This is a genomic window from Pedobacter sp. FW305-3-2-15-E-R2A2 (assembly GCF_038446955.1).
GTDB lineage: Bacteria > Bacteroidota > Bacteroidia > Sphingobacteriales > Sphingobacteriaceae > Pedobacter.
In genome coordinates this window covers 2,218,147-2,237,504 of sequence record NZ_CP151803.1, presented here as the reverse complement: position 1 = coordinate 2,237,504, position 19,358 = coordinate 2,218,147, and the positions used below count along the sequence as shown (strand labels likewise).

Here is a 19,358-nt window from a genome sequence, read left to right as displayed (position 1 = left end):
TTATTTATTTTTATCAAAATCGATCATATGAATAGAAAGAGCTGTCTTCCTCCCCCTAGATATTAATATTTAACCTACAAGGTATCCTTTGATTTTGCCAATGAAATAACTGGCACTCTTCGGTATACCTACGTGTTTTCAGTTTATTTATTAATATTTATTTCCTGTGTTAGAACAGGAAGACAATTCTTTTATGAAAAAATCATATTTGTTATTACACTTTGCGGTAATACTTGCCGGCTTCACCGGTATATTCGGTAAACTCATTTCCCTGAACGAAGGGCTTCTGGTTTGGTACAGAGTATTTTTCTCTTCGATTATTCTGTTTTTGATCCTGAAACTTTTCAAAGTCCGGGACTGCAACACTTCAAAAGAAAAATTTGATATTGCTAAAATTGGGCTCTTTATAACCATTCATTGGGTATTCTTCTACGCCAGTATAAAATATTCGAATATTTCAATCGGTGTCGTATGTTATTGTTTAACCAGTTTTTTTACTGCAGTATTCAGTCCGCTGATTAACCGCCAGCGATTCAATATAAGCGAGCTGTTGTTAAGCTTGCTAACGCTTATCGGCATTGCATTAATCTTCCATTTCGACGCTTCCTATCAGCTGGGAATCATACTCGGTGTCATATCCTCGGCTTTCGCCGCCCTCTACACCATTTACAACGAGCGGATTGTAAGAAAATACGACAGCAGGATCATCAATTACTACCAGATGATTGGAGGTACAGTTGCTTTGGGTGTCTTTCTCCCGCTCTATCTCCATTATTTCCCTGCACCATCGCTTATTCCGGATTTGAAAGATACCGGATATCTGATCCTGCTGGCTTCGTTTTGCACCGTAGGACTTTATATTATTTTTGCGGAATCATTAAAGCGCATATCTGCATTTACTGTAAACTTAAGTTTTAATCTTGAACCAGTATATGCCATCATCATTGCCTTTCTTTTCTTCAACGAAAGTAAAGAGCTCAACTTTTCCTTTTATATAGGTCTGCTTTTTGTAATGTCGTCCGTAGTTTTACAGACCATATTTTCGTTGAAACCATCCAATAAGCAGACCGATGTTTTAGCGTCTGATTGAATCAGTTATAAGATTTAAAAGAGATGAAAAGGGTCGTAAGAAGTGATTACACTTCTGCGGCCCATTTCGAACAATTAACCATTGACATCAATAGGCAAGGAAAAACAGAATTTACTGCCTTCACCCAATGCGCTTTCTACCCAGATCTTTCCACTTTCTGCTTCAATAAAATCTTTAGAAATGGCCAGTCCCAATCCCGATCCGGACTTGTTATTGCCATCTGTAGGAACCTGAAAATACTTATCAAATAATCTCTTTTGATAAATCTCCTCGATTCCTTTTCCAAAATCGCGCACAGAAAACTCGATGTCTTCTGCATTTTCGATCACCTGAATCACGACTTTCGATTTCTCCGCACTGTAACGAAGTGCATTAGAGAGGAAATTTACCAGGACCCATGCTGTTTTTTCTACATCTACATTCACCTTAGGCAAATTATTCCTGCTGATCAGTTCCAATTCAATATTTTTCTGCTCTGCCTGAAAGCGGACAGAATCCATGGCATAGATCGCAATCTTTCGGGGGTCGGATTTCACGAAATTCAGCTGAAGGTTTCCCGTTTCTACCTGTGCAAGGTCCAGCAATTCACTCGTGATCTTTAGCAGGCGGCCACAATCTTCGCGGATGTGCTGCACCAGTTCTTTCTGTTCTACATTCATCATGCCTACCCGTTCATCGTCCATTAGCTTTAAACTCATTTTAATGGAAGAAATCGGGGTTTTCAATTCATGGGATACCGTAGCGATAAAATTGGTCTTCGCTTCATCCAGCTCTTTAAACTGCGTGATATTTTTTAAGATGTAGACCTCTCCTGCAGCTTTTGCCGTCTGGTTCATGGCCACATCTGTCTGTCCTTCGTAAACAGGAACCGTGATTTCCCGTTTTTCCAGCTGGAAATAAGATTCTTTATTGTCTGCATAGATCTTCATGGCTTTCTCCGTCTGTTTGCCCTGGAGAATGCGGTTCAGCAAATCGTTCTTTTTCATTAATACTTCTGCATTCTGGCCGATCACCGCTTCTCCATTCAGGTTCAACAGTTCTCCTGCAACCTTATTAAAAAAGAGAATTTCTTTACGCTCATTCAAACCGATAATCGCATCCTGCATTTGCTCAATGATCGCTTCAATCCTTAATTTCTCCGATTGAATCTTAGAAAGGTTGCTGTTTTCCCATTTATTGAGCTCGTGGGCCATCGCATTGAAAGACACGGCGAGCTCCGCGAATTCATCAGAACCATTAAATTCCAGGCGTTGTTTATAGTTTTTGCGACTGATCTCGCGGATCGCTTCCGAAAACTCCCTTAATGGATTGGCCACGAAACCAGGAAAATTAACGATAAAAGAAAACAAGATCAGAAAACAAATTGAAGCGGCAAAGATCACATACATGGCCGCTTTTTCTATCGCCTTTTGCGCGGTGTCATTTTTACGGACGATGGCATCCATATTCAATTTATCGATGATCCGGAGCTCTGACCTCAGCTTAGTCACTGCAGCCTGCATATCAGACAGGCTCGCAGCAGGGTTGTTTATATTTTCATAAGCTTTGCGCAAGGCCGCAACCGCCTCCCCCTCTCCTTTTTCCGTCACGTTCTTTCCTTCCAGTTCCAGGTAGTTTTCAAAATCTTTCTTTGCAGCAACAGAAAGGGGCAGTTGATGTTCATCCAATACTGCACGCATATTGCTCGTATAGTTCAGTGTTTCATAATTGTCTTTCAGGATCACTTTGGAACTCAGCGAGATTTTATTCATGTAAAACAAAGAAATTGCTCCAAAGAAGATAACCACCACAAACAGGAATCCGAATCCGAGGCGGAGTTTGGTTTTGATTTTCATGACACTATTTTTTTTAATACTTGTTTTTATATTTTTAAAGGGATAACCCTCGTGTTTTCTGATGTTAACTGACCGGTTATGATAAAATCACCAGGTCCGTTTCTGTGGTGGAAATATGCTTCAGCAACTGGTTAAAAATTGCCGTTCGCATGATCACCTGAAAAAGGTTTAAATGCGGTTTTCCAATACATATTGTCGTAATTTCTTTTTCATCTGCCATCCTCGTAATCGTGCCGGTAACGTCATCACTTTTCACTTTGATCACTTCTGCACCCAGCTCTGTTGCAAGCTTAAAATTATTGATCAGATGGCGTTGCAAATCTAATTTAATTCTATCACCACTTTCCTTACTATTCTGCACATATAACACAATCCATGGAGAACGGTAATAGGAAGCCAGCCTTGCTGTTTTACGGATCACAATTTTAGCAGTTTTATTGTTCGTGGAAATGCAGGCCATAAAGCGTTCCTGACGCAGTTTGATCTGTTTGGGAATTTCAATGCTGATCTTTCTTTCCACATGATGAGCCACTTCTTTTAGTGCCATTTCCCGCAATTGCAGGATCTTTTCCGATTGAAAAAAATTATCTAAGGCCCTGGAAATTTTGCTCTCATCATAGATCTTTCCGGCTTTCAGGCGGTCGATCAATTCATCGGCAGTTAAATCGATGTTTACAATTTCATCTGCCAGCTCTAATATCTTATCCGGAATCCTTTCTGTGATTGGAATTCCGGTGATCTTTTCGATCTCTTCATTCATGCTTTCCAGGTGCTGGATATTTACGGCAGAGATCACACTGATCCCAGCTTCTAAAATATCTACGACATCCTGCCAGCGTTTGGTGTTTTTACTTCCTTCTATATTTGTATGGGCCAGTTCATCCACAATCACCACTTCCGGATGAATGTTGATGATGCCCTGCACATCCATTTCTTCCAGTTCTTTGCCTTTATAAAAGATCTTTCTTCTCGGAATCACCGGAACACCAGCCAATAGCGCATGGGTTTCCAGCCTGTTGTGTGTTTCGATATAGCCAATCTGCAGGTCTATTCCATTTTTTAAGAGTGCATGGGATTCCTGCAGCATTCTGTAGGTCTTGCCCACTCCTGCACTCATGCCGATGTACACCTTAAATTTCCCTCTCCTTGACCGTTTCACCAGATCAAGAAAATCTTTTACAGAACCTGACTTATTATCTTCCATTGCTGTTTACCATTTAAGAATCACATAATCCTTACTCACCAAATACCACAGTACCATAAGCAGCACTAAACCAACACTTAACAAGGGAATAAGTTTAATTGAACGTGTATTGTAGTTTCTCTTTTCCATGAGTTATTCCGTTTTTAGAAGAGCTACCTGTCATCCCAGGCTGTTCCTGATTGCGTCATTTTTTTCATCATGTCCCGTTCGCTTTCTGGTTCAGCACACCGGTCCGGGATGACGGGTATCTCTTTATTTATTGTTAGAACGATACTGCAATACTTGCTGTCATTGCCGCATTGTAATTTACTGCGCTTTGTTCACGAACAAAGATTTTATCCTTGCTGTCGTATACTTTTCCTTCCAGTCTGACTACCGCATTTGGAAATGGTGCATAATCTACATTCAGCGAATAACCCGTGGTTTTAAATCCATTCGTTGTTCCTGTTGCAATAAAAACACCATTTTTATCCTGGTAATGTTCTACCCTACCTGCCAGCGCCCAATTGCTGTTAAACCGATACTGAGCAATAGCGACAGGTGAAAACACTTCATTCTTCGCGGAACTTCCTTTGGCTTTTTGTTGCGTTCCGTAATCAATTCCAAGCGTTACACCAAAATGATCTGTGACCTGGAAAATTCCATATACATTATGGTAAAAACGGCGGACACGAACAGAATCTGCTCCCTCAGTTCCTAAGAAATTACTGTAATTCACGGTAATTTTATCGGTAGGTTTCCAGGTCAACTGAACACCTCCCGCAGGCTGGCTGTTTGCATTCTGACGGTTGATGCGTTGCCATCCATTCAGGTAGAGCGCTGTTGCTGTAAATTTCCCGTCATTAGTGCCATAAGTAAGTTTAGCTCCGGATTCGTAATATGGTGTGTTTTCCGAAGAGATGTTTCGGGTCAGTACCCAGCAATCTTTTGATACGGCACTTTCAAAACCGATATGAGAAGAGAAAATCCCGGCATCGATCCAAAGGTTTGCGGTTTTAGAAATTTTAATCCCAGCGTTTGCTTCCAGTACATTTTTCAATACACCTGGTTCGGCCGCTAAATTCGCATTCGAATAGGTTCCTGCCATCAATGCCACATTCGCTCTGATGTTTCCATTGTCGTAACTGCCTTTGATAAATCCCAGGTTTAAGTTCACTTCGTTATGACGGTTATGGGAATAGATAAATCCCGGTCTGTTGTTATCTGATGGTTTATTAAAGTCGTATCCATAGTAAGTTTCCAGGTAACCTGTTACTTTAATTTTAGATTCTTCCTGTCCGTAAGAGCATAATGCAGTACCTAATACCGCTGATAATGTAAGTAGTTTCTTCATGTCAATTTTTATTCTTTCGTATCTTTTCGAAGCGATCATCAACACCTTCATTTTTTTAGCAAAGGCTGATGATCGTTTCCTTTTTTATTTCCCGTTTAGCTGCCTTTTCCAGATTCGGCAAACGCATCTGGATTGGGCAGCACCATCGGGCGGGGGGAATTATTTCTTTAATTCGTCAAGGGCAACATTGAGTTTCAGCACGTTCACTTTTGAAGGGCCAAATAAGCCGAACAAGGGGCCTTCGGTGTTTTTCACTACCGCTTCAGCAACCACTCTTTCGTCAAGTTTGCGGTATGCCGCAACTCTTTTGATTTGCATGATTGCTCCTGCTTCTGAAATGTTAGGATCAAGACCACTACCGGAAGCGGTCACCATATCCGCAGGGATATCAGATTTTTTCAGGTAAGGGTGGTATTTTAGCAGCGTATCAATTCTTCCGGAAACCTCTTTCAGGTACTCCGCATTTGATGGTCCTTTGTTAGAACCTCCTGAACCTGCTGCGTTGTAGCCTACGGCTGATGGCCTTCCCCAGAAATATTCCGGTTTGGTAAAAGACTGACCGATTAGTGCATAACCGACTACTTTACCATTTTTGGTTACTTTTTCACCACTTCCTTCACCTGGGGTAAATTTTCCGGCATAAGCGATGGCTAATGGATAGATGACACATAACAGTACCATAAGTACGCCTGTTAATCTCAACGATTGTATGATGTATTTTTTCATAACTTTTTTTATTTATTTCAATGATCTCTTTCTATGAATCCGGCGACTATGCCATCAAAGAAATCAACATATCAATTAATTTTATTCCGATAAATGGAGCAATTACCCCTCCTATTCCATAAATAAGCAGGTTTCTACGCAATAAGGCGCTCGCACCAATTGGCTTATAAGACACCCCGCGTAAGGCAACCGGAATCAACAATGGAATCACGAGTGCATTGAAAATAACTGCCGACAGGATCGCTGTTTCCGGGCTGTGCAGGTTCATGATGTTCAGGCTGCGCAATGCCGGGATGGAGACGATAAATAAAGCCGGAACGATGGCGAAATATTTGGCCACGTCATTGGCAATGGAAAAGGTAGTCAGCGTTCCTCTGGTGATCAGCAACTGTTTTCCGATCTCTACAATCTCAATCAGCTTAGTTGGATCATTGTCCAGGTCGACCATATTACCCGCCTCTTTAGCGGCTTGTGTACCACTGTTCATAGCCACACCCACATCTGCCTGTGCAAGCGCTGGTGCATCATTTGTACCATCACCCATCATCGCTACCAGCTTACCCTGTGCCTGTTCTTCTTTGATATAGTTCATTTTATCCTCAGGCTTAGCCTCAGCAATAAAATCATCTACACCTGCTTTCTGAGCAATAAACTTAGCAGTCAAAGGATTATCTCCGGTTACCATCACCGTTTTCACACCCATTTTACGAAGGCGTTCAAAACGTTCACTGATGCCCGGTTTGATGATGTCCTGCAGCTCAATTACGCCTAATGCTTTTTCATTTTCGGCCACTACGAGCGGCGTACCACCATTGCTGGCGATTCTTTTCACCTGCTCTTCGATGTCCATTGGAAAAGGATTTCCTGCAGTCAGCACAATGTTGCGGATGGAATCAAAAGCACCTTTTCTGATTCTTCTGCCATCTGCAGTATCTAAACCGCTGGACCTGGTTTCTGCGGTAAACTTGATAAATTTAGAACCTTCAGGTGCTGTGGTCATCAGTTTATCGTCTTGCGAAGCGGCCAGTTCAATGATCGATTTACCTTCAGGCGTTTCATCGGCTAAAGAGCTCAAAACACAAGCATCAGTAAAGCTTTTGATGATGATGCCTGCCGTAGGGTAAAAGTTGGTGGCTTTACGGTTACCGATGGTGATCGTTCCTGTTTTATCCAGCAACAATACATCAATATCTCCGGCAGTTTCTACCGCTTTACCTGATTTAGTGATCACGTTGGCCCTTAATGCCCTGTCCATTCCGGCAATACCAATGGCAGAAAGTAAACCTCCGATGGTGGTTGGAATCAGGCAGACAAATAAAGAGATGAATGCAGCAATCGTAATTGGTGTATTTGAATAATCTGCAAAAGGTTTTAAGGTGATACATACAATGATGAAAACCAGGGTAAAACCAGCCAACAGGATCGTTAAAGCGATCTCATTTGGTGTTTTCTGACGGGAAGCACCTTCTACCAGCGCGATCATTTTATCCAGGAAGCTTTCACCCGGCTGAGTGGTCACCTGAACTTTAATCTGATCTGAAAGCACTTTTGTGCCGCCTGTTACCGAAGATTTATCACCGCCGGATTCGCGGATCACAGGAGCAGATTCTCCGGTAATGGCCGATTCATCAATCGTTGCAATCCCTTCAATAATCTCTCCGTCAGTAGGAATGGTATCTCCGGTTTCGCAGATAAACACATCTCCTTTTTTCAATTGATTAGAAGAACGGACTTCAATCTTTCCATTGCTCAACACTACTTTTGCAGGTGTCTCTTCCCTGGTTTTACGTAAACTGTCTGCCTGTGCTTTACCTCTTGCCTCTGCAATTGCTTCCGCGAAGTTGGCAAATAAGACAGTTAGCAAAAGTACGATAAACACAATGAGGTTATATCCGAACGAACCCTGACTGCTGTTGCTTATAGAGTAAAGCGTAACGAACAGCATCACGAATGTTCCGATCTCCACGGTAAACATCACCGGATTGCGGATCATCAAACGTGGATCAAGTTTGATAAACGATTGCTTTAACGCAGTATTCACTAAAGCAGGTTCAAATAATATATTAGATTTATTTTTCATGTTTTCTTATTCTATTGATTTTGCATCTTTTGATCCATTGCAGCTATTTCTGCGATATTTCTTTTGATGCAGCGCTTCATTCCGTTATTTAATAAGGGTAAAATATTCAGCTACCGGACCTAAAGTCAATGCAGGGAAAAACGCAAGTGCAGCGATGATCACAATGACTACAAACGTCATCATTCCAAAGGTTAACGTATCCGTTTTTAGGGTTCCTGCTGATTCCGGAATGTATTTTTTCGAAGCCAGTAATCCAGCGATTGCCACAGGGCCGATGATCGGAAGGAAACGTCCAAGGATCAGCACAAAACCTGTCAACACGTTCCAGAAGGTATTGTTATCGCCAAGTCCTTCAAAGCCTGAACCGTTATTCGCAGCTGCCGAAGTGTTTTCATATAACATTTCAGAGAAGCCATGGAAGCCCGGATTGTTTAACCAGCTGGCCGGTTTCACTGCCCAGCTTGCATCCGGAAAATAAGTAATGGTATAAGCAGCCAATGCAGTTCCGACCAGGATAATAAAAGGATGCAGTAAGGCAATGATCGAAGCGATCTTCACTTCTCTTGCTTCAACTTTATGTCCTAGGAATTCTGGTGTTCGCCCAACCATCAGTCCGGAAATAAAGACCGCGATAATGATAAAGATGAAGTAGTTCAGAATCCCTACCCCACAACCTCCGTAGAAACAGTTCATCATCATGGCAATCAATTGATACATTCCAGTCAATGGCATTGCACTGTCGTGCATCGAATTAACAGAACCTGTAGAAATGATCGTGGTGACCGTGCTCCAATAGGCAGTAGCAGTGGGGCCAAACCTGACCTCTTTCCCTTCCATTGCTCCCGTTAACTGGGAAACACCCATTTTTGCAATCGCAGGACTGCCTCCGGTTTCACTGATAACGGTAGGAACAAGTAGGAGCATCATTCCCAGGGTCATGATCCCAAAGATCACCCAGGCCATTTTCTTCCTGCGTATAAAGTATCCAAAGGCAAAGATCATCGCCACGGGAATGATTACCTGAGAGATGGCTTCTGTCATATTGGTCAGGTAACTTGGGTTTTCCAATGGATGTGAGCTGTTTACTCCAAACCAACCACCACCATTGGTACCAAGGTGTTTAATGGCTACGAAAGCAGCAGCAGGACCTCTGGAAACGCCTACCGTATCTCCCTGAAGAGAAACGTATTGGTCTTTACCTTCATAACTTGTTGTGGTACCATTAAAGGCTAAAATAATCGCTACCACTACAGATAGCGGCAATAATAAGCGGGTGATAGAACGGGTAAAGAATACCCAGAAGTTACCAAGGCTGGTCGTTGTTTTATCCCTGAAGGCTTTAAATAAGACCACTGCAGCAGCGATTCCTGTAGCCGCACTTACAAATTGTAAGAACATGAATACGAAGTGCTGCGTGAAGTAAGTTGCTCCGCTTTCTCCTGAATAGTGTTGTAAATTACAGTTGACCACAAAGCTGATGATACTGTTAAAGGCAAGATCCGGCGACTGACCCAGGTTTCCGTCCGGGTTTAAGGGAAGTTTATCCTGATAAATCAGGGCAAAGAATCCGTATACCAACCAAACCATATTAATGGTCAACAGCGCTTTCATGTGCTGTTTCCAGTTCATCGACTCTTCCGGATTAATTCCGGATAATTTATAAATACCCTTTTCAAGGGGTTTTAGAAAGTCTGTCCAGACTTTCTCACCTGCAAACATCTTTGCCAGGTAAATACCTAGTGGTATTCCAATCAGCAAGGTCAGTCCATAGGTGGCAATAATGCCAAGTAATTCAGTGTTCATAATAAATTAATTAAAATTTTTCAGGTTTAATCAGCACGTATACCATGTAGATAAATACTGCGATTGCGATAAGAAATAATGCGATCATAATTGTTAGATTTTTTCGAACCAGTCGATTGATTTGTAGAATACCCAGCACATCAGTAGCAGGGCGAGAAGTAGTGCGATTGTTAACATAAATTAGCTATTTTAGATAGCCATAGCCAATTGGCATACCAGAGAAAGGATCAAAGTGCTAAAACACTGATTACAAGCCAATAAATCAACAAAACCGGTAAATGCCAAAAATCGTAAACGAAAAAACCCTTCCAAAATGGAAGGGTTTTTTATCATAATGAACGGTATTGGTTTTCTGGCTTAGCTGATCTTATACTCTTCCATTTTACGGTATAGGGTGGTCAGACCAATCCCCAATAACCTGGCGGTTTCCGTTTTATTACCCCGGGTATGTTTCAATACCTTATTGATGTGTTGCTTTTCGATTACCTGCATCTTCATAGAATCTCCCTCCTGTGTTTCCGCATGAAACTCATAGGGCAGCAAACTGGGGGTCACTATATTTCCATCGGCAAGGATCACCACCCTTTCCATTACATTTTTCAGTTCCCGGATGTTTCCCTTCCATACATGCTTCATCAGCAGTTCAGAAAAACCATCATCCATTACAAAATCAGGCTTATTCACTTTGAAGGCAAATTCTTTCAAATAATGCTTTGCAATCATGAGGATATCCGTTTTCCGCTGGGAAAGGTTGGGCAGTTCAATGGAAAACACGGAGAGCCTGAAATAAAGGTCCAACCTGAACCTTCCTGCTTCCGCTTCTTCTTTAAGGTTCCTGTTGGTTGCCGCAATGATCCTGACATTGACTTTACTTGTATGCGTATCCCCGACCTTAATAAAGGTTTGATTTTCCAGGACCCGCAAAAGCTTAGCCTGAAGGTCAAGGTTCATCTCGCCGATCTCATCCAGGAAAAGGGTCCCTTCATTCGCTTCTTCCAGTAAACCTCTTTTGTCTTTCATGGCCCCTGTAAAAGCACCCTGTTTGTATCCAAAAAGCTCACTTTCCAAAAGCTCAGGATTGAAGCCGCTACAGTTCAGGGCAACAAAAGGTTTCATCTTCCTGGGACTTTCATAATGAATCGCCTGGGCAAAAACTTCTTTTCCCGTTCCGGTCTCTCCCAGTAACAATACCGTAGTATCCGTTGCAGAAACTTTCTGTGCCAGGTCCAGGGCCTCTTTCATCGCCTTGGACTGACCGAGAATGCTACTGAAACTGTGTTTTTTGATGATCTTATTTTCCAGCTCATAAACCCTGCGCTGGAGTTTTACCTTGTCCATTGCCTTATAGACCAATGGAATGATTTTATCGTTGTCGTCACCTTTGGTGATGTAATCAAAAGCACCGTTCCTCATCGCCATGACCCCATCCGAAATGGTTCCAAAAGCCGTGAGGTTGATCACTTCCACATAAGGTTTGATCTTTTTGATTTCTTTTACCAGCTCCACGCCATTGATATCGGGTAGTTTTACATCGCTGATCACTACATCGACCTCCTGCATGGTCAGGGTCTTCAGTCCTTCCTTTCCGGTATTTGCCTGAAACACCTTAAATCCCTCCAGTTCTATAATCCTCGCCAGGAGGCTACAGATTTTCTTTTCGTCGTCTATTATGAGGACCGTATCTTGCATAGCTGATAATTTAGACAATATTAATAATTATCTGAGACAAGTAAGTTTTTCTTCCTTCCATGATTGCTAAATAAAGTCTCCAGCAACCAGATATAGGTGGCAATACCTTCCCTGATCTCATCCACAAAGATAAACTCATCTGCCATATGTGACCTTGCCGAGTCGCCGGGTCCCATTTTCATAGAAGGAACTTCCAGCCAGCCCTGGTCAGAACTGGTGGGCGAACAATAGGTGGTCTTTCCGATCTCTTTTCCAGCCATGACCAAAGGGTGATGTCCGTCAATAAAAGAAGGGTTCATAATGTTTGGCCTTACGCTGATTTTACAGGTGGTATGGTTGTAAATGGTCGTTAATATTTCTTTGGGTGTCCAGGCATGCGTAAAACGAATGTCCACGGTAAAATTGCATTCTCCAGGAACGATATTGTGCTGAATTCCTGCGTTTACTTCTGTAACGGTCATCTTTACCGGACTTTGCAAATCTCCTTCAATCGGGAAGATAAATTCGGAAAACCATTGCATATCGGCAAAGGCTTTATAGATCGCATTGTCGCCCTCTTCCCTTGCTGCATGTCCGGGCTTGCCAAAACTGGTACAATCCAGGACCATTGACCCCTTTTCAGCAACAGCCATTTCCATTTTTGTCGGCTCTCCGACGATGGCAAAGGCAATGTTCTGAAGTTCCGGCAGGATACATTTGAGCCCTTTCTCTCCGGAGGTTTCTTCTTCCGCTGTGGCGGCCAGACAAAGGTTATAGGGAAGATCCGTAAAATCATGAAAATGAAGAAAAACAGCAGTTAAAGAAACCAGACATCCCCCGGCATCATTGCTGCCAAGTCCATGCAGTTTCCCATCTTTTATAAAAGGATGAAAAGGATCATGCTGATAAGCTTTTGAGGGCCTAACGGTATCGTGATGGGAGTTTAGTAAAAGGGTGGGTTTGGAGGGGTCGAAATTTTTGTTGTAACACCAGATGTTATTGAATTTTCTGAAGGTAAACACATCATGGTGATTCAGGAAGGACTCAATCTGGTCGGCAGTATTGATTTCTTCGCCGCTGAAGGAAGGGATGGCTATTAATTTTCTTAACAACTGGACCGGGTCTTCAGCTAAAGTATACAGGTCGGGAAGACTGCCGGCACTTTTTTCGGAATTGGGATTCATATGCTTTTGATTTGATGATTCGATTTTAGGATTTGATTTAATAACTCGATTTTAGGATTCGATAATTTAAATTTGATGACTCGGTAATTCGATTTTAGAGTTCGATGATTTGATGTTAAGATTTTAAAATTTGAGCAAACACCTTCCTGCTAAAAGTATTGCCGACCACCTAATTGGTTTTGGACAGATACCGCTGAAAAGATTCCAATGGCATGGCCGGCTGTTGTTCCTGTTTAACTTTTAAAGGATCGAACAGCATCGCCGTACACAGGCAATTGCACTTTTTCTTGCCTTCCAGAATGTCGTAGTTGACACAGCTTTTACAGCCTTCCCAAAAGGAGGGATCATGGGTGATCTCGGCAAAGGTGACTGGTTCAAAGCCGAGTTGGGTATTCATTTTCATGATGGCTATACCCGAGGTAATGCTGAAAATTTTTGCATCCGGATACCGGCGGCGCGAGATTCTGAAGACCCTGTCCTTAATGGCTTTGGCCACTCCGGAATTGCGGAATTTCGGAGAGACAATCAGTCCGGAGTTGGAAATGAACTTACCGTTCTCCCAGGTTTCAAAATAAGCAAAGCCGACCCATTCTCCGGCAGTGGTTACGGCAATAACGGCCTTCTCGTCCCTCATTTTCTGAGCTAAAGATTCCGGACTTCTTTTTGAAATCCCCGATCCTCTTGCAATGGCAGAGGATTCCGTTTCCTGAATTATTTCATCGACGTATTTTATATCATTTATGGTAGCAATACGCACAAAGATCATTGGATTTTCCATTATTAAATTATTTTACCAGAGCTCTGGTCAAACCGGGTGCCCAATCGTGCCAGAAAGAACAAAAGCAGCTTTGAAGATTAATTGGGGGTTGAATAATAATTTCATGACGCTATTGTGGCAATAGTGGACCTTATCAAAATGGCAGGGTTAATTTCATTTTAGCTACCTTTGGCGGATTCAATAATAATAAAATTATGAAGCTGAACTTTTCCCTCCCGTTATCGTTTTTATTTGCGCTCGCAATCTTTATCTCTTCTTGTCAGGACACCAAAAAATTACCTATCCTTGGCCCCAGAGAAGCGGTATCTGTTAAAAATGAAGATGGCTCCATGGGCGTAGACACCGTATATCAGACCATTCCTGCATTTCGTTTCTTAAACCAGGACAGTGTTTACATTACCAACGATCAGTTCAAAGACAAAATCTATATCGCGGACTTCTTTTTCACTTCCTGCACCACCATCTGCCCAACGATGCACAGGAATATGAAAACCATATTTGAAAAATATAAAGACAATCCAGAGGTGATGTACCTTTCACATACCATCGATTTTAAATATGATAAACCTTCAGTATTGAAAAAATACGCACAGAAACTAGGTGTAGATGGCAATAAATGGCAATTTGTATACGGGTCAAAAGACAGCGTCTATAAACTGGCAGAGCGCAATTACCTGGTTGCCGTGATGGAAGATACCACAGCAAGAGATGGTTATATTCACCAGGGATGGTTGGTGCTGATTGACAAGCAAAAACGCATTCGCGGTGCCTATGATGGAACGGATCCAAAACAGGTAGAACAACTGACGAAAGATATTCCTGTGTTACTTGCTGAAGACAAAAAATAACCATGCGAAAATTACTCATCAGTACCATTGTCTTATTTACCCTGCTTACGATGATCTACTCTTGTCAGAGTGCAGATCAGGTAAAACAAGACATCTATTATACCAATGGCCGGGACTATTACATCAAATATTGCCAGAATTGCCATGGCGCCAAAGGTGAAGGCCTGGGCGCTTTAGCCCCTCCCCTTACCGATAGTGTCTTTTTAAAAGAAAACAAACAGAAACTAGCCTGTTATATCAAAAACGGAATGAGTGAGGCCATCACCATTCATGGTCAGAAATATGAAGGCAAAATGCCCGATTTTCAAACCCTTGCTGCGATAGATATCGCACAGATTGTCGTTTACATTACCAACTCCTTCGGGAATAAACAAGGGATGTATACTTTAGAACAAACCTCCAACGATCTGAAGAACTGCAAATAATTCTTGCTTTAAAAGCAAACCAAACTCAGCTTATGGGGGCTAATCTAGCCCCCTCAGCAAGCCTCTGCTGAATTTCACTAAAATATTACAAATGCCAATCTCCCGAAAAACAGAGTTTTTTCAGGGATAATAACGTTTTAGCATTTCATCTCCCTTAAAAATTAGCTACCTAAAATTCCATAGTGTTTATTTATTTCATAATAATGTAAAAAATTCTACATAATATTGTTTACACACACAAATGAAATCATGATGAGTTCCTCCTCCATTAACCCCGGACTAAAAACACATTGATGATTTTTTAAAAATCTATCAAATGAAAAAAACATTGTTATTATTTGTAGCGATGGTGACTGGTATGGCCGCCAATGCTCAGTACGAAAATGCCAAACAGGTATTCAGTAGTCCAAAACTGCAGGAAGCAGTAAAAACCCACAAATTGGTCGCTATTTTACCTTTTGAGGTAAAGATGACCTACAAAAAGCAACCCCGGGATTTCGATATAGAAACCAACCGGGAGAAGGAAAGAGAAAAGGCTTATTCTATTCAGTCCAGCATCTATACTTTTTTGCTTCGTAAAGCCTCAAAATATACGGTAGAATTCCAGGACGTGGAAAAAACCAATGTGCTGTTAAAGAAAGCAGGAATGACCGACAAATTGGGAGAATTTACCAAAGATGAAATCGCGAAGGCCCTGAATGTAGACGCAGTCATTGCGGGTAAATTTGAAGCCGAACAGTCGAAATCTGAAGCAGGAGCCATCGTAACCACCGTATTGTTTGGTGGTGCAGGAAGCAAGACCGGTTCCGGAGCATTGACAATGATGGTAAATGATGGTCCTACCGGAGATTTATTATGGAGGTTTTACAAAAGCATGAACGACGATGTCTTCAGCTCCAGCGATGAACTTATCGACCGGATGATGAGAAAAGTTTCTAGAAACTTCCCTTATACCAGATAATTATTTTGATACCCCTGAATTGGTTTGGTGGTTCTGTTTCTCCCCCCCTAAACGAATCACCAGCCAATTCTAATTTCTTAATCTAATCAATAGATCTACTGATGAAACGATCATAATTTTACAGATCAACTAAAGAAATGAACATGAAAAAATCTCTTTTATTATTCATAAGCATGTCAATCGGTATGATTGCACAGGCACAATTCACTACAAAACAAGTATACACCAATCCTGATCTGAAAAAAGCAATGAAGGACTATAAGGTCATTGCCATTTTGCCGGTAGGAACACAATTGAGCTTTAAAAGTCAGGTTCCTTACCTCAATGAACGAAATCAGGCCAGCGAAAGGATAAATACAGGATTGGCCAATCAGTCCAGGATATACAGTTATCTTTTGCCCAGATCCAATCGGATGAAAGTAGAAATCCAGGACATAGAAAAAACCAATCTTCTGCTCCTGAAATCAGAAATGAGTGCCAGGCCGGATCAGTATACAAAAGAAGAAATTGCAAAAATACTGGGTGTAGATGCCGTGCTGTCCGGATTTTATGAAAGTGATGCTTTTCTTACAGAGGAACAGGTAGCGAGAGACTCCACTTCCAGAAGGATACCAAGAATTTTTACCTCTGTTAAAAATGTACTTACACTGACGCTTTATGACGGCCAAACCGGAAAACAAATGTGGAGATACTACGATTATCAAACACAATCCAGCTATATCTCCGATGATTTAATAGAAGGAGCCGTAAGAAACTTGCCTTTTATCCAATAAACGCTGTTTTTTAATAGCTTTGCAACACAAAAGTGAACCTCGCTTGCGAGCTCATGAGTACCATTGAAAAACAAATCTACACCGATGAAAAAATACTTTTTATTATTAATTGCAATGACCATCGGAACGATCGCCAATGCACAACTATTCAGTAACAAACAGATCTTCAACAGCCCTGACTTAAAGAAAGTAACGGAAAAACATCAGATCATCGCCATTTTACCTATCGGAACAAAATTGAGTTACAGAAGCCAGATCCCTTATCGGATTGAAGGTGATGAAAATACGGACAGAATAAATACAGGTCTGGCCATTCAATCCAGATTCTTTAGTTATATCCTGCCTAAATCAGGTAAAATGAAAATCGAAATTCAGGACATTGAAAAAACCAACCTTTTATTGACAAGAGCGGGAATGGACAATCGGCTGGATCAATATACGAAAGAGGAGATCGCAAAAGCCCTGGGTGTAGATGCCATTGTTTCCGGCCTATATGAAAAAGACACCTTTATTTCAGAAGACAGGAGCACTACCGATTCTGCTGCTGTCATCAGACACTTGTCCAAGACCTCTATTTCTGTCAGGACAGCCACTACTTTTACGCTTTATGACGGGCAATCGGGAAAACAACTATGGAGATACTATAATTTTTTCACGAACACTGCAGATCAGGCAGATTATTTGATAGATGTAGCCGTAAGAAACTTCCCTTATATCAAATAAGCGCTGTTTTTTTATATCTTTGCAGCGTAAAAAATGCAAGCCGTTCTATCGCTGCGATTTATCGGAGAGGAAAGTCCGGGCAACACAGAGCATCCCGCTTCCTAACGGGAAGAGGCTTAGGATTGAAAACCTGAGTTATGGAAAGTGCCGCAGAAAACATACCGCCGATGGCTTTTAAGCACAGGTAAGGTTGAAAACGTGAGGTAAGAGCTCACGAGTATTCCGGGCAACCGGATTGCTGGTAAACCCCGGGAGTTGAAAGACCAAATAGGCTAACGCATGTAGGGCTGCTCGTCCGATGTTAGCGGGTAGGTCGTTAGAGATAAATGGCAACATTTATAGTGGATTAATGGTAGAAAGGCTGAGCAATCAGTTTACAGAACCCGGCTTACAGGCTTGCATTTTTTATTTATCACTCCTTGTTGATAAAAGTAATATATTCGTATCTAATAAAAATGATGAGCACTACCTATGGCAAAATTATTAATAATTGATGATGAACGGGCAATAAGAAGCACTTTACGCGAAATCTTAGAGTATGAGAACTACGATGTTGACGATATTGATAATGGTGTAGACGGTCTGGAACTGATTAAGAAAAAGAAATTCGATCTGGTATTATGTGATATCAAGATGAATAAAATGGACGGAATGGAAGTGCTGGAACAAGCACTGGCCTATAGTCCTGATCTTCCTTTCATCATGATCTCCGGTCATGGAACAGTGGAAACCGCTATCGAAGCCAGCAAGAAGGGAGCATTTGACTTCATCTCCAAACCACCTGATTTAAACAGGCTGTTAATTACCGTAAGAAATGCGCTCGACAGAGGTACATTGGTTACTGAAACTAAAGTCCTTAAAAGAAAAGCAAGTAAAACAAGAGATATCTTAGGCAGTTCCGAAAGCATTGGAAAGATCAAAGAAACCATTGAACGTGTTGCCCCTACTGATGCCCGTGTATTGATTACCGGTGCAAATGGTAGTGGTAAGGAACTTGTTGCAAGATGGTTACATGAGAAATCAAACCGTGCGGACAGCCCTTTAATAGAAGTTAACTGTGCTGCAATCCCCTCAGAACTAATTGAGAGTGAATTGTTCGGTCATGAGAAAGGATCTTTTACCTCTGCGGTAAAACAAAGGATTGGTAAATTTGAACTGGCAAACGGTGGAACACTTTTTCTGGATGAGATTGGCGATATGAGCCTTTCTGCACAGGCAAAGGTATTGCGCGCTTTGCAGGAACACAAAATCAGTCGTGTAGGTGGCGAGAAAGAACTGGAAGTGAACGTGAGGGTACTTGCAGCAACCAATAAAGACCTGCTGAAAGAAATCGAAGACGGCAACTTCAGGATGGACTTATACCACCGCTTAAATGTAATCAATATCCATGTTCCTCATTTAACAGAGCGTGTGGAAGATATTCCGGAGATTGCTCAAAACTTTCTGGAGGAAATCTGTAAAGATTACGGCATGCCGGTTAAAAAGATCGGTGATGCAGCGATGGCTGCGCTTCAGGCTTTACCATGGACAGGAAATGTACGTGAGCTGCACAATATGATCGAGCGTTTGATCATCCTGAGCGACAAAGCCATTACAGAACATGATGTTGCGGCCTTTGCAAATCCTGGTGGTGGAACAAATATCGGCGCTGCAAACAGTTCATCAGCGAGTACGGTTACACGTACGGCAACGCCAAATTATGATAATTTCAATAATTTCCAGGATTATAAGGATTATGCAGAAAAAGAATTCATCAAATTCAAACTGGAAAAGAACAACTGGAATGTTTCCAAAACTGCAGACGACATTGACATTCAGCGCAGTCACCTTTACAGTAAGATTGAGAAATTCGGATTAAAAAGATCCACTGAATAAAGATACAAGACCTACGAAAAAGCCAGCTTCTGATATCGGAAGCTGGCTTTTT

17 protein-coding genes and 1 other RNA gene are annotated in these 19,358 nt (G+C 41.7%); 8 read left to right on the top strand and 10 right to left on the bottom strand.

Annotated features, from left to right (window positions below; translation table 11 throughout):
- Window positions 1–193: 193 nt before the first annotated feature.
- The gene (locus AAFF35_RS09280; RefSeq protein ID WP_342332158.1) at window positions 194–1,090 is read left to right on the top strand and encodes a DMT family transporter; all 897 of its coding nucleotides are present in this window, start codon (window positions 194–196) and stop codon (window positions 1,088–1,090) included.
- 74 nt (window positions 1,091–1,164) lie between these two features.
- On the opposite strand, the gene AAFF35_RS09275 is transcribed toward AAFF35_RS09280, so the two are convergent.
- The 10 genes from AAFF35_RS09275 to AAFF35_RS09230 form a co-directional block, all read right to left on the bottom strand.
- On the bottom strand, window positions 1,165–2,925 hold the full coding sequence (locus tag AAFF35_RS09275) for an ATP-binding protein (protein ID WP_342332157.1): 1,761 nt from the start codon (window positions 2,923–2,925) through the stop codon (window positions 1,165–1,167).
- 76 nt (window positions 2,926–3,001) lie between these two features.
- On the bottom strand, window positions 3,002–4,129 hold the full coding sequence (locus AAFF35_RS09270) for a sensor protein KdpD (protein ID WP_342332156.1): 1,128 nt from the start codon (window positions 4,127–4,129) through the stop codon (window positions 3,002–3,004).
- 262 nt (window positions 4,130–4,391) lie between these two features.
- Entirely contained in the window at window positions 4,392–5,462 is a 1,071-nt protein-coding gene (locus tag AAFF35_RS09265) for a porin (RefSeq protein WP_074610709.1), read from the bottom strand.
- Between the two features lie 159 nt (window positions 5,463–5,621).
- A complete protein-coding gene (locus AAFF35_RS09260) occupies window positions 5,622–6,188 on the bottom strand; it encodes a K(+)-transporting ATPase subunit C (protein ID WP_342332155.1) in 567 nt (188 codons plus the stop codon).
- Between the two features lie 46 nt (window positions 6,189–6,234).
- Window positions 6,235–8,268, bottom strand: coding sequence for a potassium-transporting ATPase subunit KdpB (kdpB, locus tag AAFF35_RS09255; RefSeq protein WP_143010512.1), 2,034 nt, complete (start codon window positions 8,266–8,268; stop codon window positions 6,235–6,237).
- Between the two features lie 84 nt (window positions 8,269–8,352).
- Complete coding sequence (gene kdpA / locus AAFF35_RS09250; RefSeq protein ID WP_342332154.1) at window positions 8,353–10,071, bottom strand: potassium-transporting ATPase subunit KdpA; 1,719 nt, start codon at window positions 10,069–10,071, stop codon at window positions 8,353–8,355.
- Between the two features lie 10 nt (window positions 10,072–10,081).
- Entirely contained in the window at window positions 10,082–10,159 is a 78-nt protein-coding gene (locus AAFF35_RS09245; protein ID WP_073235656.1) for a potassium-transporting ATPase subunit F, read from the bottom strand.
- Between the two features lie 269 nt (window positions 10,160–10,428).
- Complete coding sequence (locus tag AAFF35_RS09240) at window positions 10,429–11,760, bottom strand: sigma-54 dependent transcriptional regulator (RefSeq protein ID WP_342332153.1); 1,332 nt, start codon at window positions 11,758–11,760, stop codon at window positions 10,429–10,431.
- Window positions 11,761–11,780: 20 nt separating this feature from the next.
- The gene (locus AAFF35_RS09235) at window positions 11,781–12,923 is read right to left on the bottom strand and encodes a M20/M25/M40 family metallo-hydrolase (RefSeq protein ID WP_342332152.1); all 1,143 of its coding nucleotides are present in this window, start codon (window positions 12,921–12,923) and stop codon (window positions 11,781–11,783) included.
- 169 nt (window positions 12,924–13,092) lie between these two features.
- A complete protein-coding gene (locus AAFF35_RS09230) occupies window positions 13,093–13,701 on the bottom strand; it encodes a GNAT family N-acetyltransferase (RefSeq protein ID WP_342332151.1) in 609 nt (202 codons plus the stop codon).
- A gap of 194 nt (window positions 13,702–13,895) precedes the next feature.
- Here AAFF35_RS09230 and AAFF35_RS09225 point away from each other — a divergent pair, with 194 nt between their 5' ends.
- From AAFF35_RS09225 to AAFF35_RS09195, 7 genes are all read left to right on the top strand, one after another.
- The gene (locus tag AAFF35_RS09225; protein WP_342332150.1) at window positions 13,896–14,549 is read left to right on the top strand and encodes an SCO family protein; all 654 of its coding nucleotides are present in this window, start codon (window positions 13,896–13,898) and stop codon (window positions 14,547–14,549) included.
- A gap of 2 nt (window positions 14,550–14,551) precedes the next feature.
- Complete coding sequence (locus AAFF35_RS09220; protein WP_342332149.1) at window positions 14,552–14,974, top strand: cytochrome c; 423 nt, start codon at window positions 14,552–14,554, stop codon at window positions 14,972–14,974.
- Between the two features lie 316 nt (window positions 14,975–15,290).
- Window positions 15,291–15,935: a hypothetical protein gene (locus AAFF35_RS09215; protein WP_342332147.1), complete on the top strand. Its 645-nt coding sequence runs from the start codon at window positions 15,291–15,293 to the stop codon at window positions 15,933–15,935.
- A gap of 143 nt (window positions 15,936–16,078) precedes the next feature.
- A complete protein-coding gene (locus tag AAFF35_RS09210) occupies window positions 16,079–16,708 on the top strand; it encodes a hypothetical protein (protein WP_342332146.1) in 630 nt (209 codons plus the stop codon).
- An 84-nt stretch (window positions 16,709–16,792) separates the two neighbouring features.
- Window positions 16,793–17,431: a hypothetical protein gene (locus tag AAFF35_RS09205; RefSeq protein WP_342332145.1), complete on the top strand. Its 639-nt coding sequence runs from the start codon at window positions 16,793–16,795 to the stop codon at window positions 17,429–17,431.
- 32 nt (window positions 17,432–17,463) lie between these two features.
- Window positions 17,464–17,838: RNase P RNA component class A (gene rnpB / locus AAFF35_RS09200), an RNA gene on the top strand.
- Window positions 17,839–17,902: 64 nt separating this feature from the next.
- Window positions 17,903–19,306 carry a sigma-54 dependent transcriptional regulator gene (locus tag AAFF35_RS09195; RefSeq protein ID WP_342332144.1) on the top strand — a complete coding sequence of 468 codons (1,404 nt, stop codon included), beginning with the start codon at window positions 17,903–17,905 and terminating at the stop codon, window positions 19,304–19,306.
- Window positions 19,307–19,358 lie beyond the last annotated feature (52 nt).

Bases quoted from the DNA above. Each gene is read 5' to 3' on its own strand.
- AAFF35_RS09270 (WP_342332156.1), bottom strand. From the start codon at position 4,129: ATGGAAGATAATAAGTCAGGTTCTGTAAAAGATTTTCTTGATCTGGTG.
- kdpB (WP_143010512.1), bottom strand. From the start codon at position 8,268: ATGAAAAATAAATCTAATATATTATTTGAACCTGCTTTAGTGAATACT.
- AAFF35_RS09275 (WP_342332157.1), bottom strand. From the start codon at position 2,925: ATGAAAATCAAAACCAAACTCCGCCTCGGATTCGGATTCCTGTTTGTG.
- AAFF35_RS09265 (WP_074610709.1), bottom strand. From the start codon at position 5,462: ATGAAGAAACTACTTACATTATCAGCGGTATTAGGTACTGCATTATGC.
- AAFF35_RS09280 (WP_342332158.1), top strand. From the start codon at position 194: ATGAAAAAATCATATTTGTTATTACACTTTGCGGTAATACTTGCCGGC.
- kdpA (WP_342332154.1), bottom strand. From the start codon at position 10,071: ATGAACACTGAATTACTTGGCATTATTGCCACCTATGGACTGACCTTG.
- AAFF35_RS09260 (WP_342332155.1), bottom strand. From the start codon at position 6,188: ATGAAAAAATACATCATACAATCGTTGAGATTAACAGGCGTACTTATG.
- AAFF35_RS09195 (WP_342332144.1), top strand. From the start codon at position 17,903: ATGGCAAAATTATTAATAATTGATGATGAACGGGCAATAAGAAGCACT.
- AAFF35_RS09240 (WP_342332153.1), bottom strand. From the start codon at position 11,760: ATGCAAGATACGGTCCTCATAATAGACGACGAAAAGAAAATCTGTAGC.
- AAFF35_RS09225 (WP_342332150.1), top strand. From the start codon at position 13,896: ATGAAGCTGAACTTTTCCCTCCCGTTATCGTTTTTATTTGCGCTCGCA.
- AAFF35_RS09210 (WP_342332146.1), top strand. From the start codon at position 16,079: ATGAAAAAATCTCTTTTATTATTCATAAGCATGTCAATCGGTATGATT.
- AAFF35_RS09235 (WP_342332152.1), bottom strand. From the start codon at position 12,923: ATGAATCCCAATTCCGAAAAAAGTGCCGGCAGTCTTCCCGACCTGTAT.
- AAFF35_RS09230 (WP_342332151.1), bottom strand. From the start codon at position 13,701: ATGGAAAATCCAATGATCTTTGTGCGTATTGCTACCATAAATGATATA.
- AAFF35_RS09220 (WP_342332149.1), top strand. From the start codon at position 14,552: ATGCGAAAATTACTCATCAGTACCATTGTCTTATTTACCCTGCTTACG.
- AAFF35_RS09245 (WP_073235656.1), bottom strand. From the start codon at position 10,159: ATGATCGCATTATTTCTTATCGCAATCGCAGTATTTATCTACATGGTA.
- AAFF35_RS09205 (WP_342332145.1), top strand. From the start codon at position 16,793: ATGAAAAAATACTTTTTATTATTAATTGCAATGACCATCGGAACGATC.
- AAFF35_RS09215 (WP_342332147.1), top strand. From the start codon at position 15,291: ATGAAAAAAACATTGTTATTATTTGTAGCGATGGTGACTGGTATGGCC.